Annotated in this window: 22 protein-coding genes and 2 tRNA genes; 11 read left to right on the forward strand and 13 right to left on the reverse strand. The window is 27.7% G+C overall.

Annotation, left to right across the window (positions count from 1 at the left end; all coding sequences use genetic code 11):
- The first annotated feature begins 39 nt into the window (after positions 1–39).
- Both dnaA and dnaN read left to right on the forward strand, forming a co-directional pair.
- Positions 40–1,452, forward strand: coding sequence for a chromosomal replication initiator protein DnaA (gene dnaA, locus AC5SL1_RS00005; protein ID WP_494586585.1), 1,413 nt, complete (start codon positions 40–42; stop codon positions 1,450–1,452).
- Entirely contained in the window at positions 1,442–2,554 is a 1,113-nt protein-coding gene (dnaN, locus tag AC5SL1_RS00010) for a DNA polymerase III subunit beta (protein WP_494599629.1), read from the forward strand. Before dnaA ends, dnaN begins: the two co-directional genes overlap by 11 nt.
- On the opposite strand, the gene AC5SL1_RS00015 is transcribed toward dnaN, so the two are convergent.
- From AC5SL1_RS00015 to argH, 3 genes are all read right to left on the reverse strand, one after another.
- Positions 2,551–3,252: a lysophospholipid acyltransferase family protein gene (locus AC5SL1_RS00015; protein WP_494599631.1), complete on the reverse strand. Its 702-nt coding sequence runs from the start codon at positions 3,250–3,252 to the stop codon at positions 2,551–2,553. The two genes, dnaN and AC5SL1_RS00015, sit on opposite strands and share 4 nt — an antisense overlap.
- A 12-nt stretch (positions 3,253–3,264) precedes the next feature.
- Positions 3,265–4,479, reverse strand: coding sequence for a diaminopimelate decarboxylase (gene lysA, locus AC5SL1_RS00020; RefSeq protein WP_494599633.1), 1,215 nt, complete (start codon positions 4,477–4,479; stop codon positions 3,265–3,267).
- Positions 4,480–4,596: 117 nt separating this feature from the next.
- A complete protein-coding gene (argH, locus tag AC5SL1_RS00025; protein ID WP_494599635.1) occupies positions 4,597–5,985 on the reverse strand; it encodes an argininosuccinate lyase in 1,389 nt (462 codons plus the stop codon).
- Positions 5,986–6,009: 24 nt separating this feature from the next.
- Between argH and AC5SL1_RS00030 the strand changes: the two genes are divergently transcribed.
- Positions 6,010–6,525: a TlpA family protein disulfide reductase gene (locus tag AC5SL1_RS00030; RefSeq protein WP_494573186.1), complete on the forward strand. Its 516-nt coding sequence runs from the start codon at positions 6,010–6,012 to the stop codon at positions 6,523–6,525.
- Here the strand turns inward: AC5SL1_RS00030 and AC5SL1_RS00035 are convergent.
- Positions 6,522–6,725, reverse strand: a complete 204-nt coding sequence (locus tag AC5SL1_RS00035) for a twin transmembrane helix small protein (protein WP_271517065.1) — start codon at positions 6,723–6,725, stop codon at positions 6,522–6,524. The two genes, AC5SL1_RS00030 and AC5SL1_RS00035, sit on opposite strands and share 4 nt — an antisense overlap.
- A 49-nt stretch (positions 6,726–6,774) precedes the next feature.
- Between AC5SL1_RS00035 and AC5SL1_RS00040 the strand changes: the two genes are divergently transcribed.
- Both AC5SL1_RS00040 and AC5SL1_RS00045 read left to right on the forward strand, forming a co-directional pair.
- Positions 6,775–7,431: an alpha/beta hydrolase gene (locus AC5SL1_RS00040; RefSeq protein ID WP_494599637.1), complete on the forward strand. Its 657-nt coding sequence runs from the start codon at positions 6,775–6,777 to the stop codon at positions 7,429–7,431.
- Positions 7,432–7,478: 47 nt separating this feature from the next.
- Positions 7,479–8,045, forward strand: a complete 567-nt coding sequence (locus AC5SL1_RS00045; protein ID WP_494599639.1) for an HNH endonuclease — start codon at positions 7,479–7,481, stop codon at positions 8,043–8,045.
- On the opposite strand, the gene AC5SL1_RS00050 is transcribed toward AC5SL1_RS00045, so the two are convergent.
- Genes AC5SL1_RS00050 through AC5SL1_RS00060 form a run of 3 tightly spaced genes read right to left on the reverse strand, consistent with a single transcriptional unit; the run spans position 8,046 to position 9,645 of the window.
- Positions 8,046–8,579, reverse strand: coding sequence for a demethoxyubiquinone hydroxylase family protein (locus AC5SL1_RS00050; protein ID WP_494579905.1), 534 nt, complete (start codon positions 8,577–8,579; stop codon positions 8,046–8,048).
- On the reverse strand, positions 8,563–9,048 hold the full coding sequence (locus AC5SL1_RS00055) for a disulfide bond formation protein B (protein ID WP_494599641.1): 486 nt from the start codon (positions 9,046–9,048) through the stop codon (positions 8,563–8,565). Before AC5SL1_RS00055 ends, AC5SL1_RS00050 begins: the two co-directional genes overlap by 17 nt.
- A complete protein-coding gene (locus AC5SL1_RS00060) occupies positions 9,049–9,645 on the reverse strand; it encodes a YqaA family protein (RefSeq protein WP_494599643.1) in 597 nt (198 codons plus the stop codon).
- A gap of 67 nt (positions 9,646–9,712) precedes the next feature.
- Here AC5SL1_RS00060 and AC5SL1_RS00065 point away from each other — a divergent pair.
- The 3 genes from AC5SL1_RS00065 to AC5SL1_RS00075 all read left to right on the forward strand — a co-directional run bounded on the left by AC5SL1_RS00065 (position 9,713) and on the right by AC5SL1_RS00075 (position 13,613).
- Positions 9,713–9,797, forward strand: a tRNA-Leu gene (locus AC5SL1_RS00065).
- A 6-nt stretch (positions 9,798–9,803) separates the two neighbouring features.
- Positions 9,804–11,732 (forward strand): acyltransferase family protein, encoded by a 1,929-nt coding sequence (locus AC5SL1_RS00070; RefSeq protein WP_494599645.1) that lies wholly within the window; start codon positions 9,804–9,806, stop codon positions 11,730–11,732.
- A gap of 180 nt (positions 11,733–11,912) precedes the next feature.
- On the forward strand, positions 11,913–13,613 hold the full coding sequence (locus tag AC5SL1_RS00075; RefSeq protein WP_494599647.1) for an AMP-dependent synthetase/ligase: 1,701 nt from the start codon (positions 11,913–11,915) through the stop codon (positions 13,611–13,613).
- A gap of 353 nt (positions 13,614–13,966) precedes the next feature.
- Here AC5SL1_RS00075 and AC5SL1_RS00080 read toward each other — a convergent pair whose 3' ends face one another.
- The 6 genes from AC5SL1_RS00080 to AC5SL1_RS00105 form a co-directional block, all read right to left on the reverse strand.
- Positions 13,967–14,875 carry a CarD family transcriptional regulator gene (locus tag AC5SL1_RS00080; protein ID WP_494599649.1) on the reverse strand — a complete coding sequence of 303 codons (909 nt, stop codon included), beginning with the start codon at positions 14,873–14,875 and terminating at the stop codon, positions 13,967–13,969.
- Positions 14,817–15,143 (reverse strand): ferredoxin FdxA, encoded by a 327-nt coding sequence (gene fdxA, locus AC5SL1_RS00085; RefSeq protein ID WP_494599651.1) that lies wholly within the window; start codon positions 15,141–15,143, stop codon positions 14,817–14,819. The genes AC5SL1_RS00080 and fdxA overlap by 59 nt, the downstream gene beginning before the upstream one ends.
- Positions 15,140–15,568: a tellurite resistance TerB family protein gene (locus AC5SL1_RS00090; protein WP_494586596.1), complete on the reverse strand. Its 429-nt coding sequence runs from the start codon at positions 15,566–15,568 to the stop codon at positions 15,140–15,142. The genes fdxA and AC5SL1_RS00090 overlap by 4 nt, the downstream gene beginning before the upstream one ends.
- The gene (locus tag AC5SL1_RS00095) at positions 15,568–18,048 is read right to left on the reverse strand and encodes a helicase-related protein (RefSeq protein WP_494599653.1); all 2,481 of its coding nucleotides are present in this window, start codon (positions 18,046–18,048) and stop codon (positions 15,568–15,570) included. Before AC5SL1_RS00095 ends, AC5SL1_RS00090 begins: the two co-directional genes overlap by 1 nt.
- A gap of 134 nt (positions 18,049–18,182) precedes the next feature.
- On the reverse strand, positions 18,183–18,608 hold the full coding sequence (locus tag AC5SL1_RS00100; protein ID WP_494599655.1) for a PaaI family thioesterase: 426 nt from the start codon (positions 18,606–18,608) through the stop codon (positions 18,183–18,185).
- 121 nt (positions 18,609–18,729) lie between these two features.
- A tRNA-Arg gene (locus tag AC5SL1_RS00105) sits at positions 18,730–18,806 on the reverse strand.
- 74 nt (positions 18,807–18,880) lie between these two features.
- Here AC5SL1_RS00105 and AC5SL1_RS00110 point away from each other — a divergent pair.
- The 3 genes from AC5SL1_RS00110 (at position 18,881) to AC5SL1_RS00120 (ending at position 24,506) form a co-directional block, all read left to right on the forward strand.
- Positions 18,881–20,068 (forward strand): acetyl-CoA C-acetyltransferase, encoded by a 1,188-nt coding sequence (locus tag AC5SL1_RS00110; RefSeq protein WP_494599657.1) that lies wholly within the window; start codon positions 18,881–18,883, stop codon positions 20,066–20,068.
- A 129-nt stretch (positions 20,069–20,197) separates the two neighbouring features.
- On the forward strand, positions 20,198–23,233 hold the full coding sequence (aceE, locus tag AC5SL1_RS00115) for a pyruvate dehydrogenase (acetyl-transferring), homodimeric type (protein ID WP_494599659.1): 3,036 nt from the start codon (positions 20,198–20,200) through the stop codon (positions 23,231–23,233).
- Position 23,234: 1 nt separating this feature from the next.
- Positions 23,235–24,506, forward strand: coding sequence for a 2-oxo acid dehydrogenase subunit E2 (locus AC5SL1_RS00120; RefSeq protein ID WP_494599661.1), 1,272 nt, complete (start codon positions 23,235–23,237; stop codon positions 24,504–24,506).
- The last annotated feature ends 2 nt before the right edge of the window (positions 24,507–24,508 follow it).

The following is a 24,508-nucleotide window of genomic DNA, read 5'->3' on the forward strand; positions in this document are numbered from 1 at the left end:
ATGATTTTGCTTCTAACTAACTTTATTCCTACAAATTTTATGACAAGCAACAAATCAACACAAAGTACAAAAGATGTATCTTCTGAAGCTTTAGACTGGGTTGTAATTCAAAAGGATATGAAAAATAAGCTAGGTAGCGATATATATGAAAGCTGGCTTAGAAAGATAGACTTTGTTGAAGAGATGAATAGCTATGTCTTACTTTCGGTTTCCACCAGATTTATCCGAGACTGGATTACCTCAAGATATTTAGATCAAATTTTGCAAATAATAAAAACTTATAAGAAAGATCTGACAAGAATAGAATTTAAGATTATTGAAAAAAATTCTGAAAATGAAATAGAAAATAATATTACCAAAAATCAAAATAATGAAAACATATCCTTCATTAAAGATACATACTTGCAATACAACAGAATAGACCCAAATAAAAGATTTGATAGTTTTATTACAGGAACAAGCAATAAACTTGCTTATGAGGCATCTATGAAAGTTTCAGAAAATATTTCTCATTATAATCCACTTTATATTTATGGAGGAGTTGGAATGGGAAAAACACATTTATTAAATTCAATTGGTCTTTCATTAAAAGAAAAAAACAAAGTCATGTTTATTTCTGCTGAGAGATTTATGTATCAGTTTGTAAAATCAATTAAATCTAATGATATGGTAAAGTTTAAAGAGTACTTTAGAAATACTGACATATTATTGATAGATGATATTCAATTCATGAATGGTAAAGAAGCAATGCAAGAGGAGTTTTTTCATACGTTTAATGCACTATTAGATAAAGGTTCACAAGTAATAATCTCTGCCGACAGAGCTCCAAACAAATTATCAAGAATCCAAGATAGAATTAAATCAAGATTTGCTGGAGGTCTTGTTGTTGATATACAAAAACCAGATTATGAACTTAGAAGTAAAATTGTTAAGCAAAAAACAGAAGAATTAAACATTTTTTATTCAAATCAAGTAAATATTTCAGAAGAAATACAAAAATTTATAAGCACAGAAATAACTACCAGTATTAGAGAGTTAGTAGGAGCAATTAATAGAGTTGTTTCCTTTTCAAGAATTTACAACAAAGTTCCAAATTTATCAGAAGTTAAAGTAGTTTTAAAAGATCTATTAAATATTGGTGAAAATAAAGTAACAATAGATTTAATACAATCAACTGTATGTAAGTTCTTCAAAATTAGTAAAAATGAGATGTTGTCCTCAAGAAGATCAAGATATTTAGTTAGGCCGAGACAAACAGCGATCTATTTAACTAAAATATTAACCTCAAAATCCTTACCAGAAATAGGTAGAGAGTTTTCAAATAGAGATCATACAACAATTATTCATTCAGTTAAAACCATTGAAAAATTAAAAGAAAAAGATCCAGAAATGACTAACAATATTAATAACTTAAAAAATCAGATATTGTATAATAAAGAAAATGAAATTTAACGTTAATCAACAAGATCTGCAACAAGCCCTTAATTATTGTCAGGGTGTGATAGAAAAAAGAAGTACACTTCCAATTTTATCTAATGTTTTGTTAAATGCCAGTAACTCAAACTTAACTATTACAGCGACAGATTTAGATTTAATTTTTATTCATCAAATTAATAATGTTGAAGTGTTAGAAGAGGGAAATACGACCACCACTTCATCTATTATGTATGATATTATAAGAAAATTTTCCTCTGGAAAAAAAATCAATTTATCTTTAACCGATGTTAGTAAGCTTCAAGTAGAGTCTGAAAAATCAATTTTTAATTTAAATTGTATTAGTGCATCCGAGTTTCCTTTGACTGATGAAAACTTCAATCAAAATGAGTTTATAATAAAATCAAAACAGTTATTAAAACTATTAAATAAATGTAAATTTTCAGTCTCTAATGATGAAACAAGACATTATTTAAGTGGAATTTTTTTTCATCAAACCCAAATAGAAGATAAAAACTTTCTAACAGCAGCTGCCACTGATAGTCACAGAATGTCTATATCTAAAATAAGATTAGATCAAAAGATTGATTTTGAGCCAATAATTCTTCCAAAGAAAACAATCTTTCAATTATGCTCATTGTTAGAGAGCTATGATGGGGATGTTAAGATTTCAAATGTTAAATCTAAAATTAAGTTTGAACTAAATAATAGTATTTTGATTTCCAAGTTAATTGATGGAAAATTTCCAAATTATATTCAAGTAATACCAAAAAATAATCAGAAAAAATTGGATATAAATTTAAAACTTTTTCTAGATTCAGTTGATAGAGTAGCATCAGTGTCATTAGATAAAAAAGATGGTGTGAAATTTAATTTATCAAAAGATGTTTTAAATTTATCTGTAAACAATACAAATAGCGGAGATGGAAAAGAAAGCTTAACTGTAAAATTCGATCATGATTTAGAGATAAGCTTTAACTCAAGATATTTAATTGACGTTGCTTCACAGCTTGATGGAGATAAAATAGAGATTTTCTTTAATGACACTGGCTCACCAGCATTAATTAAAGATCCGGGTGACTTTGATAGTATATTTGTAATAATGCCTATGAAAGGCTAATTAATAGCATCGAGCTCGCTATAAATTACATTTTCAAGCTTGTTTAAAAAAACATTTTTTTCTAATCCAGGTTCAATTGGTTCTAAAATTGAAATAGTTATAATTTTATCAATTTTTTTAGGCCCTTTTTTTGGCCAAGTATTTCCAGAATTAATAGCGATAGGTTGGCAAGATATTTTAAGTTCCTCATAAATTCTGCTTGAACCTTTTTTAAAAGGTGTGCGTTCCTCCGGAGACAACCGTGTACCTTGTGGAAAAATTATTAATGGTCTATCAGATGCATTTATTTGTTTTGATATATCATTAAAGAAGCCAAGATTATCTTTAGTTACTTTATTTCTTTTTATTGATATTGAACCAATTTTTTTTAAATACCAGCCAAATATGGGTATCATTAATAATTCCTTCTTAAGAATAAAAACTGGTGATTTAAAAATTGTTTGTAAATAAAAAGTTTCAAACATTGATTGATGAGAGGCAGCAATAAAAAACTTTCTATTATTGATAATATTTTCTTCTCCTTTAATTATAATTTTTGTTGATAAAAAAGTTTTTAAGCAAAAAGAGGTCCAATATCCCATAATCTTACCACCAAATAAAACAATTTTTTTGGGAAGAAAAAGTGATGGTAGAAATAATAAAGAAATAAAAATAATTCCAATATAAAAAAATAGAGAGAATAAAAAATTTCTTATCATTTCAATCAAAAACTAGATTAATTGATCAAGTTTTTGTCTTTTTTTAATAACATTAATTTTATTTCCTTTGATCAGTATTTCTGCAGCTTTTGGTCTGAGGTTATAGTTTGAACTTAAAGACATTCCATACGCTCCAGTATCACACATTACAACGAGGTCTTTCTCTTTTAATTTTTGAAACTTTTTTAAAGTTGTAAATTTATCTGTACTTTCACAAATTGGACCAACAAATTCATAAGTTTTCTTTGAAAGCCTGCTGTGTTTTGTTGCAGGTAAAGTTTTATGGTTTGCACCATATAAAGCTGGTCTCATTAGATCATTCATTGCAGCATCAAGTATTATAAAATCTTTTTTATCATTTTGTTTTATATAAATTACTTGAGAAATTAGTGATCCTATATCACCAACTATAGATCTACCTGGTTCAAATATAATTTTAGATTTATGTTTTTTTAAAAATTTATTTATAGCCAAATTGTATTTTTTATAATTTAGTTTTTTGGTATTTTCTTCGTAAGATATTCCCATTCCCCCACCAAGATCAATAAACTCAAAATTATGATTACTTTTTTTAATAATTTTATCGATAACATTAAGCATTTTTTCATATGGCTGATGATCTAAAATCTGACTACCAATATGAACACTTAAACATTTCAATTTTATATTTTTGGATAGTTTTGTGTAATTAATTAGTTCAAAAAATATTTTTTCATCTACTCCAAATTTATTTTCTTTTTTACCTGTGGAAATTTGTTTTAAAGTTTTGGCATCTGTATTTGGATTTAGTCTAATTCCTATATCAACTACTTTCCTTTTATTTTTTGCAATTCTTTCTATTTCAATAATTTCACTTTTTGACTCTGCATTTATTAATAAAATTTTTTTATCAATAGCATAGTTTATTTCCTTAGCCGTTTTACCAACCCCAGAAAAAACAATTTTTTTTGGGTTTACTCCAGCTTTAAGGGCCATCATCAACTCTCCCATTGAAACAACATCTGCGCCCAGGCCTAATTTTCTTATCTCTTTAATTAAATTTACATTAGTATTTGATTTGATCGCAAAACAGACCAGTGGAGAAAATGATTTAAAGTTATTTTTGAAATTATTTATATTATCTTTTAGTCTTTTATAAGAATAGCAGTATGTAGGTGTCCCAAATTTTTTGGCAATATCCTCAACTTTAATTTTTTCTATAGAAAGTTTTTTATTTATATATTTCATTAATCAATAGACTTAGGAAAAACCATTTCGTTCCCATCATATTTTGGGTCTCCTTTTTTTCCACAGGCAAATAACAAAGAAGAAAATATACAGATTAAAATTAATTTTTTCATCATTTTATAATTTCTTATATTTCATTATCATTTTTTTAATATTATCAAAAGATGTTCCACCATAGGATTTTTTTGAATTTACAGAGTATTTTACATTAAATACCTTTAAGACTTCAGTTGTAAGCTTTGGTTCTATTTTCTTTAATTCTTCAATGCTCAATTCATTTAATTTTTTATTTTTTTTCTCTGCAAAATTAACAATCGATGCAGTTGTTTGATAAGCTTTTCTAAATGGCATTGAATGATTTTTAACAAGATAGTCAGCTAAATCGGTAGCCGTGATGTAACCTGAATTTGCAAGGTCTAGCATTTTTTGCTTGTTCGGTTTTAAATTTTTCAAAACTTCATTTAAAATTGCTATGCAATTATTTAATATCTCATTAGATTTGAATAATATTTCCTTATCATCCTGAAGATCTTTAAAATAGGATATTGGAAGACCTTTTAATATTGTTAGCATCGAAAATAAGTTTCCATAAGTTGATCCTGTTTTTCCTCTTAAATATTCTAATAGATCAGGATTCTTCTTTTGTGGCATTATTGAAGAACCAGTAACAACTTTGTCCGATAGTACAATTAAATTGAAAGCATCAGAGTTCCAAATAATAAGTTCTTCAGCAATTCTTGAGATGTGCATTGAACAAACAGAAGCACTATACAAAAAATCTAAAACAAAATCTCTATCCGCCACTGTATCAATAGAGTTATTAGTTGGCTTTTTAAATCCTAATTTTTTTGACGTAAAATTTCTATCAATATTAAAAGAGGTTCCTGTTAATGCTGCTACACCTAATGGACATTCTGATAAACTTTCCAGATTATATGAAAATCTTTTTTTATCTCTACTAAACATCTCTACATAAGCCATTAAATAATGAGCAAATGAAACTGCTTGAGCATTTTTCAAATGAGTAAATCCTGGCATTATAGTTTCAATATTTTTTTCAGAAATTTTGAGAATTGTTTTTATAAGACTATCTAAATTTTTATTAATCTCTTTAGTAGCAGATGCTGTCCACATTTTAAAATCAGTAATTACCTGATCATTTCTTGATCTAGCAGTATGAACATAGCCAGCTTCTTCTCCTATAATTTGAAATAATCTTTTTTCAATATTCATGTGAATATCTTCATACTTTTTGTTAAATTCAAATTTATTTTTTAAAATTTCTTTTTCAATTTTGTTTAGTCCATAAATTATTTTATTTTTAATTTTAAAACTAATAATTTTTTGTCTAAAAAGCATCTCAACGTGTGCAATAGAACCTAAAATATCCTCCCTAAAAAGTTTTTTATCAACATCGATTGAGTTACCAACTTTTTGAAATAAGGTGGAAGCATCTTTTTTTATTCTTGTTCCCCATATTGCGGTATTGTTTTTATTTTTTAGCATGATAATTAATTATACATATTTAGTATGAAATTATTAATAATATTTATTTATTTAGTGGCTAGCACCTTTAGCCATGCAGAAGAAAAGCTAGATATAAAAAATTTGGTTTTAACTAAAAAACCTAAAACGTATGAAAATGTAATTTTCAACGATGCAAATCAGAATAGTGTTAATTTAAGTGATTTTAAGGGAAAATTACTAATACTAAATTTTTGGGCTACCTGGTGTGCTCCTTGTCGAGAGGAAATGCCATCACTCGATAATCTTCAGGTAAATTTAGAGCTTAATAATCTAAAGATTTTTCCAATTAATATCGGCCGAGAGGATATTTCAAAATCTGAGTCTTTTTTTAAAGAGTTAAATATTAAAAATTTAGATATTTATTTTGACTCGCCAATTACTTTGGCAAAAAAATTTTCCTTAAGAGGAGTTCCAACAACAATTTTTTTTAATAAAAAAGGTGAAGAATTTGCTCGTTTAATAGGATCAATCGATTTTAATGATGAAGGATTTATTAAATGGTTAAAAAATTATAATTAATTTTTAAAGAAGTAGGCAAAACAAACTAACGCTACTATAGCTAAAAATTGCAACAATACTCTTAGTTGCATTAGCTTATTGGAATATTTTTTACTTGTTTCGCCACCTTTAAATAGAGTGCCAATTCCTAGAATCAAAACAACGGCCACCACTATCAAGAGAACTATACCAAGTATTTTAACTAATGTTCCTGAAATCATAATTATATTGTAGAGTGTTTTTTTTATATTAAAACATAATAAAATATCTATGACATTTTGCCTATCAACAACAATTGTAAACCCTGAAAAAGATATTCCAATTAAATATGCGGTTATTTTGCTTCATGGATATGGTGGTGATGGAAAAGACATAAGCATGCTAACACTAAACTGGAAGAGGTTTTTACCTAATGCTATTTTTTTATGTCCAAATGGACATGAAAAATGTGAAATTAATCCAGGTGGCTACCAATGGTTTGATTTAACAAAAGATGATCCAGAATATATTTTAGAACAATCCAAAAAAGCAGAAACTAAACTGCATGAATTTATTGAAGAAATTAAAGAAAAATACAATTTAGAAAATTCACAAATTTGTTTATCTGGCTTTAGCCAAGGCTGCATGATGTCCATAAATTTAGGTTTAACAAGTAATGAGAATTATAATTGTGTAGTTGGATTTTCAGGTAAAATAATCAATCAAGATGATTTAAAAAAAAGAAAAAAATCTTTAACAAAAATGTTTTTAATACATGGAGACAAAGATGCTGTTGTATCCCCTACTCATTTATTAGAGGCAAAAGATTTTTTAATTAGAAATAATGTAGAGGTAGAAACAAAAATGATTGAGAATTGTGAACATCATATTCCAATCGAAGCCTCAAGTGCTGCATTAAACTATATAAAAAATAGTTTTAATATTTAAAATTCTATTCATTGATAAAGTAATAATTTTCAGTTAAAGTTTTATTTATGATTTTTGGTGATCAAAATTTATCTTTAGAAAAGTGTCCAGCTTTAGTTTTAAATGCTGATTATAGACCTCTAAGTTATTATCCGTTGTCACTATGGAGTTGGCAAGATTCTATTAAGTCAGTTTTTTTAGATAGAGTTTCTATCGTTAGCAATTATGATAAAATAGTTAGAAGTCCATCTTTTAACATGCGATTACCAAGTGTAATTGCTTTAAAGAGTTTTATAAAACCTCAGGCAAATCCAAGCTTTACCAGATTTAATGTATTCTTGAGAGATAGATTCTCTTGTCAATATTGTGGAAGTGGTGAAGAGCTAACTTTTGATCATTTACTTCCAAGGTCTAAAGGAGGTCAAACTAATTGGGACAATGTTGTAACTGCATGCTCGTCATGTAATGTAAAAAAAGGTGGTAGGTTGTTAAAAAATTCTGAAATGACTCTTAATCAAGCTCCATATCAGCCAACAACTGAAGATTTGCATAAAAATGGTAAACATTTTCCTCCAAACTTTCTTCATAAAAGTTGGATGGATTATTTATACTGGGATGTTGAGCTTGAAGCTTAATTATACTTTTTCAGATATAGAAATTGCAATCTTCGAGCCTGTTTTTATTATTTTATCTAAAATAGAATAAGCGCCTTGTTTTGTAGCACCTTCCTCGTATGCAATATCTTTATGATGTAATTCATCTTCTCTGAATTTGATTATTTTTTTCTTAAGTTCTTTTTCATCGCTCTCTAGTTCATAAATTTGACTCGAGTAATGTTCATCAATAACTTCTTCAACAGATGCTGTACATAACATAGCTGCTTTTTTTCCTAAAATAGCCGTGCCAAAGCCAAGTCCAACACCAAGAATATCCCATAAAGGTAGAAACTTAGTAGGCTGAATATTTCTTTTTCTTATTTCATTTTCAAAATAATCACAGTGTTCTTTTTCATGGACTTTCATTTGTTCAATTTTTTTTTTTAAATCATCGTCTTTTATGAATGTATTAAGTGCTAGTAATTGACCTTCATAAATTTTTATTGCACCTCGCTCACCAGCATGATCTACTCTAATAAATTCTTTAACTCTATTTTTATTTGTTTTTTTCATAATTTAAAAAAAGTTTTATAACTATAACACTAATTATTAACGAGATAAAAATATTAAAAGTCGCAAGGGATAAGCCAAAAATTTTAAAAGTTACATCTTTACAGCTTATTGTTTTTTGCTTTAATTCATTTAGGATAGTCTCTTTTGTTAAATTTGTATTTGTTGAGCTTAAGTCACAAACTAAAGACTCTTTAATAAATCCCTGTTCTATTCCAAAATGATAGAGAGATATGATAAATGCACTCATAAATATTATTATCAAAACTATCAAAAGTATTTTTTCAATTTTTTTAAAAATGAAGATAGCACAAATAATTATTATAGAAGAGATATATGGAATTCTTTCAATTAAACAAAGGTTACATGGTTGGTGTCCCAGCACATATTGAATAAAATAAGCAGATAAAATTGCAATAATACTAAATATTAATACTAGTTTAAGAATTGTTTCTCGTTTTATATTATTCATTTATTTAATAAAAAAATATATTACAGCAAAAATTATTACAATTAGAATGCCTAAAAACATAAACCATTTAGCCGCATCAGTTTTCATAAAGTTACTAAAAGCATCACCTAATTTATAAGAAAAATAAGCAACAATAAAAAATCTTAATCCTCTAGAAATTAAACAAATAAAAATAAATATAAATAAGTTAAAACTAATCATGCCACTTGTTATGGTAAAAACTTTAAATGGCAGAGGTGTAAAGCCAGCAAGAAATAGGGTGGCAAGCCAAATATAGAGACCACTACCCTTTGTTAAGTTTTCTTTCAAATTAAAGAGTTTTTCCTCATAGCCGTAGAATTCTACAACACTCATTGCGATTTCTAAGAAATAAAAACCTATAAAATATCCCAGTATTCCACCAAGTGTGGAAAATATTGTTGCTATCAAAAAAATTTTTAAATAATCATTTTTTTTTGCAATGACCATTGGCACAATCATAACGTCCGGAGGAATAGGAAAAAAAGAACTTTCAATAAAGGATATAAATGCAAGAAATATTTTAGAACTCTTATGAGCAGCAAGTTTTAAAGATTTCTGATACAATTCATTAAACATTTTTTCGTTTTAGTATAAATTAAGTTCTTATACTATTTAATTTTATAGTTATAATAATGATAATTTCGGGCGAATGGCGGAACTGGTAGACGCGCACGACTCAAAATCGTGTTTCGCAAGAAGTGAGAGTTCGATTCTCTCTTCGCCCACCAAAATATATGCAAAATTCTTTCGTTTATAAATATTATCTAGATGCATTAAGAGCATTAGCAGTTACTTTTGTATTTCTATTTCACTTAAATAAAGATTATTTTTCATTTGGTTTTATTGGTGTAGATATTTTTTTTGTAATTTCTGGATATGTTATTACTCAATCTTTATTTCAATATAAATTTATTAATAATAAAATTTCATTTTTGAATTTTTATTCAAAAAGGTTTTTAAGATTATTTCCTGCTTTAATTGTAATGTTATTTTTGTTTCTGATTTTTTATTTACTTTTTGCATCATGGAGTGATTTTGAATTACAAATTACAATAAAAAGCCTTTTCTCATCAGTTTTTGCATTAAGTAATTTTTACTTTTTTAACAATTTAGACCAATTTGATTATTTTTTGATTAACAATCATAGTATACCTTTAATTCATACTTGGTCCCTGTCTATTGAAGAACAATTTTATTTTTTTTATCCATTTATATTAATTTTTATTTTTTATTTTTTTAAAAAAAATAAAAATTTTATAAATATTTTGATTATATTTTTATTATCAATTTTTTTAATTTCATTTTTAATATTTATTAGTAATTTTGAATTAAGCCATTTCTATTTGCCATTTGGAAGAGTATGGGAATTAATATTAGGTTGTCTCTTATTTATCTTTACAAACATCTACATTAGTAAAAATATTAATAAATCCTTAGTATATTTGCTTATTTTGATTGGAATTTTGATCATATTTGTAAATTTAAATAATTTTTTTCTTACAAAAGAAAAACTTTTAATATTAATCTCTGTAATAATAACCTCATTAATAATCATATTTAATTATTTAATTCCAAAATTAATTTATGAAAATAAATTTATAAATCTTTTTGGGAAAGCATCTTACTCAATTTATCTTTATCATATGCCAACAATTTATTTTATGAATATTTTTTTTACGGGATTAAATTTTTATTTTTTTTCCATCGTAATCTCAATTTTTTTTTCATTAATTTCATTTAAATTTATCGAACCAATTAGATATAATCATATTTTACTAGAAATTTTTCCAAAAATAGTAAAATTTTCTGTAGTATTAGTTTTGATATTAATATTATCCATTAATTCATTTTATGATCTAAAAGTTAGAAATTTAATTTATAATGTAATAGCTAAAACTAACTATTTTTCTAATATTTATAATATTAACAAAAAATCAATTTCAAATAGAATTCTACAAAAGTGGGAACTCGACGTAGATGAATGTATTAATCGCTATGAAAGTTTTAAAAGATCGACTTATTTAAATTGTATTAAGAGTGATTTTAAAAATAATGATTTATTTTTTCTTGTTGGTGATAGTTATGGTCTACACCTCATCAATACAATCGCAAATATACCATCAATTAAAAATTTATATTATGCAAGACTAGATAATGAAAATTTTAAAACTAATGATAATACAGATAACACCTTTAATTTATTGAATAATTACAATGAAATTAAATCAAAGTTCAAAAAAAGTAAAACAATAGTAGTGTCAATTAATTATCCACTAAAATTAGACTCTAAAAAACTTGAACAGTTTTTAAGTAAATTTAAAGAGAACGAAAAAATTATATTCATTGCTCCTCACAAAGTTATAAATAGAGATAAAAAATGTAATTTAGGTATTTATAATCCATTAGATACTTGTCGAGCACAAATTGACTATGATAAAAATATTAAAATTATTAAGATTTTAGAAAAATTAAAAGAAAATAAAAATATTTTTATTTATGATTTTAAACCTAAATTTTGTAAAAAAAACATTTGTTATAATTATCTAAGTGTGAAAGATAAATATGTTTTTACAGACGATTTTTCTCATATCACAAAAGAATTTGCAGAATTTTTGAGTGAAGATTTTAATGAATTTCTTAAAAAAATTCAAAAGTCTCAATAAAAGTTAAGAACAAGTAAGATTTTAGTTATTCATGTAAGTTAATGTTTGACACCTCTTTGACACCTAAAATACAATGAAAAAAATGACTTTAAATCAACGACAAAAGGGAGGTGTGAATAACTCAAAATCGTGTTTCGCAAGAAGTAAGAGTTCGATTCTCTCTTCGCCCATCATTTTTTTATGAAGATAGACAACATTAATAATTTATTAGAATTATTTCAACACCAATACCAAAAAAAAAATAAAGAAGATATTTTTTTAAAATCGTTAAAACACCAAAAAGAATATTCTTGGGAAAGTGTTTACTTGAATATTATAAAATTATCTGAAGAAATAAATAAATACATCAATAAGGGCGATAGATGTTTGTTAGTATCAGAAAATAGACCTGAGTGGTTGATATCTGACCTTTCAATTATGCTTTCAGGTGGAATAACTGTGCCAGCATACACTACTTATACCGAAAAAGATTATGAATATATTATTGATGATTGCACTCCAAGCATTTTAATTATTTCTGATAAAACTTTATATTCAAAGATTAAAACAATAATTCCTAAAAAAAAATTTATAAAAAAAATTATTTTTTTTGAAAGTATAGATGATTTTGATAGTAAATTTTATTTAAACATAGATGAAATTTTTGAAAAAAAAATTAGTAGTAGTAAAGATTTCTTTAATTTAGATATTCAAAGAAAGGATATAGCGTGCATAATTTATACTTCTGGAACACAAGGAAACCCAAAAGGTGTAATGTTAAGTCATGGTGGTATTCTTAATAATTGTGAGGGTGCGAATCTATTATTAAAAGAGTTTATTTCTAAAATTCCAAAGTTTTTAACTTGGCTGCCACTTTCACATTCATATGAGCATACAGTTCAATTTGTACAGATAGTGGTTGGTGCACAAGTTTTTTATGCAGAAAGCATAGATAAACTTATAAAAAATATGGGTGATTGTTCTCCAGAAATAATGACAGCTGTTCCAAGATTTTATCAAAATTTATATCAGAAAATTAATTCAACATTTGCAAAATCAAAGGGTTTAAAAAAACTGCTAGTAAACCAGACTGTCATATTGGGAAGGAAAAAATTAAATAAAGAAAAATTATTATTAAGTGAAAGTATTGTTAATTTTATTTGTGAGGCTTTAGTAAGAAAAAAAATTAAGAGACAATTTGGAGGAAATTTAAAAGCTTTTATTTCAGGAGGTGGAGCTTTAGACTATGAAGTTGGTTCGTTCTTAAACGCAATTGGTTTACTAACTTTACAAGGTTATGGTTTAACAGAAACATCACCAGTAGTTAGCTGTAATTCTATAAAAGATATTCGAGTTGATACAGTTGGAAAACCATTTATAGGAAATTCAGTAAAATTAGCAAACGATGGAGAAATATTGATTAAGGGTGAAAATGTGATGCTAGGTTATTGGAAAAATGAAGAAGAGACCAATAAAGTTTTAAAAAATGGATGGTTATCTACTGGAGATATTGGAGAATTTGATGGAGAGTTTTTAAAAATAACAGATCGAAAAAAAGATATAATTATTACACCTGGTGGAGATAATATTTCACCAATAAAAATTGAAAATGATTTAAATAAATCTAAATATATTGAACAAAGTTTAGTATTCGGTGATAACAAACCTTTTCTAGTTGCTTTATTAGTACTAAGCCCAGAATATAACGACATTAGTGTAGAAGAAGTTCAAATTGAATTAGAAAAAATAAATATTAATTTATCTAGAATAGAAAAAATAAAAAAATTTTTAATAATAAAAAAGCAATTTACAATTGAAAACAACATGATGACTCCAACATTAAAATTAAAAAGATATAAAATTATAGAAACTTATAAAAATGAAATTGAAAAACTTTTTTAATTTTATTCAAATGGATTATTAATCGCATAAACTATAACTTTTTTTACTTAAAAAAATTTAAAGAAATAAAAATTTTTTTAGAAAAAATTTAAAATCGTTATTGAATTAAAGAATTGACATCACTTGTATAAAAAAATAAAAATAAGCTATCAACGAATCAATTTGATTCGTTTAACTTAAACAGGGAGCTAAAGATGGCTACAAGAAAAAAAGCTAAAAAAGCTAAAAAGAAAACTAAGAAAAAAGCTAAAAAAGCTAAAAAGGCTAAGAGAAGAAAAAGATAGTATCTTAATCTTTTCAAAAAACGCTTCTCACAACGTTATGTGTGAGAGGCGTTTTTTTTGCTCTAATTTTTAATCCTCGGTATCGGTAATTGGATCAGCCTCAGGCTCATCAGGTTCTACAGCTTTAGTAGGAGCTGCTACAGCAGCCTTGGCTTGTCCTTCAAGATTTCTCTTAAGTGCCTTATCTAGTTTTTTCTGTGTATCCTCTAGTGATACACCCATTACTATTTGAAATTCAGATAAAATTCTTTCGTATGCTTTTTCAAAAAGTTGTCTTTCGCTATAAGATTGATCAACCATCAAATCATCACCTTTATTTAAATCTCTTACTACCTCAGCAAGTTCATAGATTTTACCAGAAGATATTTTTGCTTCATACTCTTGGGCTCTTCTACTCCACATTGATCTTTTGACTTTTGGTTTACTTTTTAAAATGGATATACATTTGTTAACTTGGTTGATGGTTGCAAGTGGTCTAAGGTGAGACTGTTTATTTACTGGCACCATTCCATTAGCTTTATCTTTTTCAAATTTAAGGACATAAGTTTCAACATCTATTCCACCAATGTTGATTTTTTTAAATTCAGTAATTTGACCAACGCCATGTTTTGGATACACAACATAGTCTTTTACTTTGTATTCTTTTTTTTCAGTTTCTTGTTTTTTTACCTTTATAATTTCAGGTTTAATTTCATTACTTTTTGAAATTCTTAAATTATCAGTCTTAATTTCAATATTTTGAGGTGCAGTTTTTACTGAAATTGTTTTTAAATTTTTTTTTATTTTTACTGTAGTCTTTTTAATAACTTTAGTTTTTTTTGAAGTAACTACTTTTTTAACTTTTTTTATTTTTGGCTTTGAGACTTTTTTTACCACCTTCGCAGCAGTTTTCTTTTTAGTTTTTTTCTTAGTAGATTTTTTAAAGATTTTCGCTAAAATATTTGTCGTACTTTTTTTCTTCATTTTTATATTTTTCATTATCCTCAGGAGGATTTTTTTTAACTGTTATATTCGGCCAGATTTCTGAATACTTAGTATTTACTTCAAGCCATTTTTCGCTACCAGACTCAGTGTCAGCTACTATAGCGTCAACAGGGCATTCTGGCTCGCAAACGCCACAATCTATACACTCCTCCGGTTTAATTACAAGCATATTTTTTCCTTCGTAAAAACAATCGACAGGGCAAACCTCAACACAGTCCATTAATTTACATTTAATACATTTTTCATTTACTAGGTATGTCATTTTTTTAATTCTTGTTTTATTTTTTCTTTTAAATCACCCATTATTTTAGGATTTATATATAACAAACCAGCAAGTCTTCGCATTAAGTTTGCTTCATACATATCCGCATTATTATTTGAATAAATAATTTTCCACAATGATTCAATAATTTTAATTTTATCAGACTCTGGTGAATTTTTTATTTCTCTAGTAAAATCAAGTATTTGATTGGAATTTTCTTCAATAGTAGTTGCTTTTGAAATAATGTCATCTATGCTTGATTTTTCTGCTCCTAGTTCAATTAAAGTTTTTTTAATTATATCTTTTTCAGTCTCTTCGTAATTTTCATCAATTTTTGCAGCATGTATAAGTAGAGCTGTAATCTTACATAATGAGTCATTATCTCCTGAAATGGTTTTTTCTTTATTTTTAAAAAAATTAATCATTAATTAAAATTAAAATTTTTTAGAACTTTAAAAGGACTATTTGAAGTTTCTTTCTTTTTAAAAGCTTTTTTAATTTGTCTTTTGGGATTATATCTAAAATATATCTCCTTATCTTTTTCTATTATTTTATAATTCATTTTCTTAATTAAGTTTTTAAAGTTATCCTTGCTGCATCCCAATAAATTTAGCATTTCAGGAACTAGTTTTATATCTTTATCTTTATCGTTATTTGAGTTTATTATCTGAACAAATAACCTTTCTAAAATATCGATCCTAACATAATAATAATCAAAATTTTCAAATCCACAAAGAAGCATAAAATTTTTATTCTTAATATCTTTATCTTCTAAAAAATTTAAGCCAAATGTTGGAGGTGTTAGATCAAAGTATTTTTGATTAAAGTTTTTCCACAATAAAGTTCTTAAGGAGACAGCTTCTGGTTTTAGTAATCTAAATAAGAAAACATGATATCTCCCAAATTTAACACCCATATCTCTTAAAATCTTTCTTTCATCCTGGCCAAGTTTTTTTAAATAGTCAGAAACAATCTCTCTTTTTATAACGCCATTATTTTCATATAGCTGATAAGCCAAAGCTTTTATTGATGAATTACTTTCTTTTAGATTTCTTAAATCAATCAGACTTTTTAGTATGTAATTAATTTTTTCTTTAATCCATTTTTCAAGAAAATCAGATAGTTTTTGCTTATCATTATTTTCTAAAATATCATCTACAATTAAAAGTAAATCTGGATTGAGATAATCCTTACCAGTAGTTAATTTTGCAATAGGAAAATCTTTCCAATAAATTTTAAAATCATCTTTTATTTCTATTAATCCAGTTTCTATGATCGATCCAATCCGTTTTTGTAATTCTGGACCTACTGTTTGTCTGGCTGCTTTTTTTAGTGACTTAATATCAGTTTCCAAGGCTCCAACTTTTAAATCCATTTCAAATTTTAAGCCTTTTAAGCTCCCAATAAATTGATCATCAATTATTACTTTATTATCTTCCATTATCTCAGTTTTAAATTCTATATCTTGTTTTAATCCTCTTGCTAGCACACTGGCTCTTTTGTCGATAAAAGTTTTGGTAAGCTCCTCATGTAATCTATCAGACAATCTATCTTCTAATAATTTTGTTTTTTCAATCCAATACCCCTGATTTTCAACCCAGTTAATTTTATTAGAAACATATGACCAAGTTCTAACATTTGCAATTCTATTTGATAAAGAATCTACATTTCCTTCTAATTTATCTAATTTCATCAGTTGTAGACGCATAAAATCATTAGTAATTCTGCCTTCTTTACTATTTAAAAAACCAAAAACTTTACTCACAACCTCTATATGATTGCCATACGTCTTTTTTACAAAGTCAGGTATTTGACAGCATTCCCACAGCAATTCTAGGGTCTCTTTATTGTTTTCAATATTAAATCTTTTTAAATCTTTTAAAAAATATCTTAAAACCTTTTCATCTCCACACTCATGTATTTTTCTTAACCAATGTGTATTTGGTTTTTCTTCTAGTGATTTAATTAAACTTAAAGCATTATTAAAATTTAAATTTGAATTTCTCCAAAACAACATTCTAATCTCTTCAAATTTATGACCTTCAAGTAATTCAACTTCTTCCGCAGCAATTTCTTTGCAATCTCCAGTAATACCAAAATTTCCATCATTTAAATATCTGCCTGCTCTTCCAGCTATTTGACCAATCTCAGACATATTGAGGCGTCTTTGTTTTTTTCCATCAAATTTTTTTAAATTTGAGAAATAGACATTTTCTAAATCCATATTAATACCCATTCCTATTGCATCAGTAGCAACTAAAAAATCAACATCACCTGATTGATAAAGTTCTACTTGTGCGTTTCTAGTTTTTGGACTTAAAGAACCCATAACTATTGCTGCTCCACCCTTTTGTCTCCTTACAAGTTCTGCGATTGCATAAACTTCTTCAGTAGAAAAAGCTATTATAGCTGTTTTTCTATTTATTCTTGAAATCTTTTTATGGCCCACATATGAAAGTTTAGAAAGTCTTTCTCTATTAATGAATTCGGTATCTTCATCTAATTTGTTTATGATATTTTTAATAGTACTAGACCCCATAAACATAGTTAGCTTTTCTCCACGAAGGTTTAATAGTCTGTCAGTAAAAATATGACCTCTTTCATGATCTGCACACATTTGTATTTCATCAATTCCAACAAAATCCAAATGTTTGTTAACTGGCATTGACTCTACCGTACAAAGAAAATATTTCGCATTTGCTGGAATAATTTTTTCTTCACCAGTAATTAGTGCAACTTTATCTAGGCTAATTTTTTTTATTATCTTGTCATATACCTCTCTTGCAAGCAGTCTTAATGGAAAACCAATCATTCCAGAATCAAATGATAGCATTGTTTCAATCGCTAAATAGGTTTTGCCAGTGTTAGTTGGACCGAGAACAGCAGTAATTTTATTTTTACTCATTTCTATTTATGGTACCTTTAATTTATACCCCACCACATGTTGTTAGTGATAAAGAACAAAAATAGGTTAAAACATGACCGAATCGTAAGGGAAAAAGTTCTCATTTTTTTGTTTAATATTAGATTTGTTAAAACTTAACCACCAGGACCTAAATTAGATGGTTTTATTTTTAGAATTTTCCACAAACCTGATGCTGAAGTTATAATTTTATCGTTACACGTTAGCTCACAAAATAAAAATACTAGTGTATTTGTTTTTTTTAATATTTTTGTAAAACCAATTATTTCATCACCTACTTTTGAAGAACCAATAAATTTTAAATCTAAAGAAATAGTTACACACGGTGCATTTCCAGCAGCCCTGTGTGCTGCTGTGCCTGCTCCTGCATCGATTAAAGCTGAAAGAAAACCTCCATGGGTAATTCCAGCAGCATTTAAATGATTTTTATTAATTGTAGTTTTAAATTGATATTCAGTATCAGAAATAGTTCGGAATAAAACACCACCGTTGTGCTGCATGAAGCCAGGTTTAATACTTATTTGTTCAAATTTGTTGCTCATGGTTATTTATAATGTGAAAGTTAAAATTAATAAAATTATAAAAACTATAATAAAAAAATATATTACTGATTTTTGTAGTGACGATTTTAATAACCAATCTAACATTTTATTTTATCCTTTTTGGTGGACCGCCCAGAACTCGAATCTGGAATCTCCCGGTTCGTAGCCGAGCGCCTTATCCAATTTGGCCAGCGGTCCTTATTAAATAATTTACCCAACATATCAAAGTTTTTAATGTAAATTAACTTATAAAATATTATGATGTATTAGCAATGACCAAAAAATCAAACGATGTGGTGATTACAGCTGCATTGAGAACACCAATAGGCTCATATAAGGGATCGCTAAAAGATATTAGTGCTGAAAAATTAGGTGCATCAACTATTAAAGAGGTAATCATTAGATCAGATTTAAAACCTAACGAAATTGATGAGATAATCATGGGTCACGTTCTTACTGCTGGACTTGGACAAAATCCTGCAAGACAGGCATCAATTTATGCTGGAATTCCAATTTCAAAACCTGCCCATATTATTAATCAAGTATGTGGATCTGGTTTAAGAGCAATAGTTTCAGGATATCAATCAATCAAATTAGGAGAAAATAATATTATTATTGCAGGTGGTCAGGAAAACATGTCTAGGGCACCTCACTCTATATTCTTTAGAGAAGATAAAAAATTAGATGAAAAAAAACTATTAGATACAATGCTAAATGATGGATTAATAGACTCATTTAACAATTATCACATGGGAGTTACTGCTGAAAATGTTGCTGAAAAATATAAAATTTCTAGGGATGAACAAGATATTTTTGCTTTAAATTCTCAAGAAAAAACTCAGAAAGCAATAAGTAAAAATAAATTTGATAATGAAATAATCAAATTAGAATTTGATATTGATAATCATAAATTAATTCTGGGGAAAGATGAACATCCAAGAGATAATTTAAATATAGAAGATTTAAAAAAATTAAAAACTGTATTTAAAAATAATGGAACAGTTACAGCAGGAAATTCATCAGGAATAAATGATGGTGCAGCAGCAACTGTATTGATGTCAAGAGAAGAAGCAGAACTAAGAGGCATTGAACCATTAGCCAAGATAACATCTTGGGCAACTTGTGGGGTCGATCCAGCATTAATGGGATTGGGTCCAATTCAGGCTATTAATATGGCATTAAAAAAGGCTGGCTGGAATATTGAAGATATTGATTTATTTGAAATTAATGAGGCTTTTGCAGCACAATGTATTGCAGTTATAAGGGAACTTAAAATACCAAAAAAAATTGTTAACGTTAATGGTGGTGCCATCGCATTAGGTCATCCAATTGGTGCATCTGGAGCTAGAATAATGGTAACCTTAATTCATGAAATGATTAGAGAGAACAAAAGTAAGGGCTGTGCCTCTCTTTGTATTGGTGGTGGAATGGGCATAGCTATGTGCATTGAAAGAACTTAAAACTTTATTTTTATATAAATTGATAAGATTTATTAATTTTTTAAATAAAGTTGTTACAAAAAAGCCTATTTATTTCCATAAAATAATACCAATGTTAGGTTATATTCAGTGTATAAGTCATTTTAATATATGAGTGAAAAGCTGCTTGTCCCAGATATTGGAGATTTTGAAAAAGTTGAAATTATAGAACTTTTAGTAAAAGTTGGAGATGAAATTAAAGTTAATGATCCAATAATTACTATAGAGAGTGATAAATCTAGTGTTGAAATTCCAGCAACAATTTCTGGAAAAGTAGAATTTTTAAATGTTAAAGTTGGTGACAAAGTATCCAAGGGAGATTTAATACTTAATATTAAATCTACAAATGATGCACCAGTTGAAAAGATTATACCTAAAGATACTGAAAGTATTATTAAAGAAGCGGAGTCTACTTTAGTTACTGAAAAAGAAAAAACATTATCACCAGAGCCAATTAAAGAAAAAAAACAATCTACAATTCAAGTTATTAGTGAAAATGATATCGATCCTTTAGAAACTCAAGATTGGATAGAATCTTTATCTGCCGTTGTTGAAAAAGATGGAAATCAAAGAGCTCATTTTTTAATTAAAGAATTAATCAATAAAGCATATCAAAAAGGGGCCAATATTCCTTACACTCAAAATACACCTTATATCAATACAATTCCACCTGAAGCTGAAAGTAAATCAAATGGTGATCAAAACATAGAGAGAAGAATAAGATCATTAATTAGATGGAATGCAGCTGCAATGGTTGTTAGAGCAAATAAAAAATTTCCAGAATTGGGAGGACATATAGGTACCTTCGCATCTGCAGCTACTTTATACGATGTTGGAATGAATCATTTTTGGAGAGCAAAAAATAATAAATTTGGTGGGGACTTAATATATTTTCAAGGCCATAGTGCACCTGGCATGTATGCTAGAGCATTTTTGGAAGGTAGATTGAATGAAAAGCAGCTTGATCGCTTTAGGCAAGAAGTAAAGCCAGGTGGACTTTCATCATACCCACATCCCTGGTTGATGCCAAAATTTTGGCAGTTTCCAACTGTCTCAATGGGTCTAGGACCAATGCTTGCGATTTACCAAGCAAGATATATGAAATATCTAATTAATCGGGGTTTAATTAAAGATGAAGGTAGAAAAGTTTGGGCATTTCTCGGTGATGGAGAAATGGACGAGCCCGAATCTTTAGGTGCTATAGGATTGGCAGCTAGAGAAAAACTAGACAACTTAATCTTTGTAGTAAACTGTAATCTTCAAAGATTAGATGGGCCAGTAAGAGGTAATGGAAAAATTATTCAAGAATTAGAGGGAAGTTTTAGAGGAGCTGGATGGAATGTAATAAAAGTAGTCTGGGGCTCATATTGGGACTCTTTAATTGCTAACGATAAAACTGGTCACTTAGTTAAACTTATGAATGAAACTGTTGATGGTGAGTATCAAGCAATGAAAGCTCGTGATGGTGCTTATGTTAGGAAAAAATTTTTTGGAAAATTTCCTGAAACTAAAGAAATGGTTTCTAGTTTATCTGATAAAGATATTTGGAGACTTAATAGAGGAGGTCATGATCCACATAAAGTTTATGCAGCTTATGACAAAGCATCAAAAAATGTAGGTAGCCCAACAGTTATAATAGCGAAAACGATTAAAGGCTATGGAATGGGCAAAACAGGGGAAAGTGTTAACACTACTCACCAAACAAAGAAACTGGATGTAGATGATTTACTATATTACAGAGATCGTTTTGATGTTCCTTTAACAGACGAACAGGTAAAAAATATTGAATACTACAAACCAGATGAGAAGTCTCTGGAGATTAAATACATCAAAGAGAGAAGACTAAGTCTAGGTGGATACCTTCCAGAAAGAACCAGTTATGCAAAACCGATTAAAGCACCTCCAAAAGATATTTTTGATTTTATGAAAGTATCAACTGGTGAAAAAGAAATGTCGACAACCATGGCAATGGTAAGAATGTTCACAAATTTATTAAGAGACAAAAATGTCTCGCCTAGATTAGTTCCAATAATTCCTGATGAAGCACGTACATTTGGAATGGAAGGTTTTTTTCAAAAAATTGGGATATATGCTCATGAAGGTCAAAAATATGAACCAGAAGATTCAGCTCAATTGAGTTCTTACCGAGAAGATAAAAGTGGTCAGGTATTAGAAGAGGGAATTAATGAAGCGGGTGCAATGTCTTCATGGATTGCAGCTGCTACAGCATATACAAATCATGACATTGAAATGATACCAATCTATATTTTTTATTCGATGTTTGGTTTTCAAAGAATAGGTGATCTTGCTTGGGCTGCTGGAGATAGTCAGGCTAGAGGATTTTTAATTGGGGCAACAGCAGGAAGAACAACCTTAGCAGGTGAAGGATTACAGCATCAAGATGGTCATAGCCACTTAATAGCTTCAACAATACCAAATTGTGTAACATATGATCCAACATTTCATTATGAATTAGCAGTAATTTTTAGAGAAGGCTTAAGAAGAATGCATGAGAAAAATGAGAATGTTTTTTATTATATTACAACTATGAATGAGAATTATTCACATCCAGAAATGCCAAAAGATAAAAATTGTGAAGAGGGAATTCTTAAAGGAATGTATAAAATTAAAGAATTTACAAAATATAAAAAAACAAAAATACAACTTTTAGGTTCTGGTACAATTTTAAGAGAGATGATGATTGCTGCTGAAATTCTCCAAAATGAATACCAAATAGATAGTGAAATTTGGAGCGTTACTAGCTTTAATGAACTTAGAAAAGATGGAATGGAAGTTGAAAGATATAATCTTTTAAATCCTGATAAAGAACAAAAAGTTTCATTTGTTGAAAAATGTCTAGGTAAAAGTGAGGGTCCTATTTTAGCTGCATCAGACTATATGCGAATGAATTCAGATCAAATTAGACCTTACACAAATAAAAGCTTTTACTCATTAGGAACTGACGGGTATGGTAGAAGTGATACTAGAAAAAATTTAAGAAAATTTTTTGAAGTAGATAAAGAACATATAGTTGCTTATGGGTTAAGTGTCTTAGCAAAAGAACAGTTAATTGCTTCAAAATATGCAAAAGAAGCTATAAAAAAATATAATATTGATGGCAATAAGCCGATGCCAACAAAACTGTAAGATGACTGATAAAGAAATTAAAGTACCAAATATTGGTGAATTTAAAAATGTTGAGGTTATAGAGGTATTAGTTTCAAACGGCCAGTCATTATCTAAAAATGACCCATTAATTACAATTGAAAGTGACAAATCTAGCGTTGAAATACCATCTTCTGTTGATGGTAAAATTAAGTCAGTTAAAATTAAAGTAGGAGATAAAGTTTCAGAAGGTGATTTAATTTTAACTTTAAAAGAATCTAAAGAAGAAAAAAAAGTTGTAAAAAAGGAAGTTGTAAACAAAGAAGAACCTACTGTTAATAAAAAAGAAGAAAAAAAAGTTGAACAAATAAATCCAACACATAATTTAATTAAGAATAATATTGGAGAACTTTCCTCTGCAAGTCCGAAGGTTCGTAAATTTGCTAGAGAACTTGGTGTTAATATTAATGAAATAGTAGGTAGTGAGAGGCAAGGACGAGTTATAGAGAATGATGTTAAAAATTTTATAGCAACTAAAGTTAATAGTGATCAGCTAAAAATTGAAACCCAGCCTAAAAAAATTGTAAGCGAGTTTTCTCATACTGATTTTGGTGAAGTTGAAATTAAAGATATACCAAGAGTAAAAAAACTAGCTTCTACTTATTTAGTAAATTCTTGGACAACGATACCACATGTAACCAATCATGATGAAGTAGATATAACTGAGATGGAAGATTTTAGAGCTTCGCTTACAGATATGTATACTGGTGAAAGAAAAAAAATTACTCCATTAGCATTTATTGTAAAAGCTTTAGTGGCATCATTAAAGAAATTTCCTAGTTTTAACTCTTCAATTGATGATATTGAGAATGGAAAAATAACGATGAAAAAATACTTTCACGTTGGCATTGCAGTAGATACCATTCATGGCTTAATGGTTCCAAAGATTAGAAATGCAGATAATAAAAATATTTCTTTAATAAGTAACGAATTAAAAACAGTTAGTGAACAATGTAAAAATTTAAGAATAGATAAAAAAGAATTCTTTGGTGGTTCTATGACCATTACCAGCTTAGGAGGTATTGGAGGTTCATTTTTTACTCCAATAATCAATTTTCCTGAAGTTGCAATATTAGGTGTAGGTAAAGCACAAAAAAAACAAATTTTTATTGATGGTAAGTTTAAAACAAGAACAATGCTTCCTATTTCTTTGTCGTATGATCATAGAATAATTGATGGAGCAGAAGCAGCCAGGTTTAATAATGACCTTAAAGAAAATCTGGGTAAAAATTTTGCTTATAAGTTAGCCGTATAAAC

The sequence above is a fragment of the Candidatus Pelagibacter sp. PS_10_02 genome, from assembly GCF_059418005.1.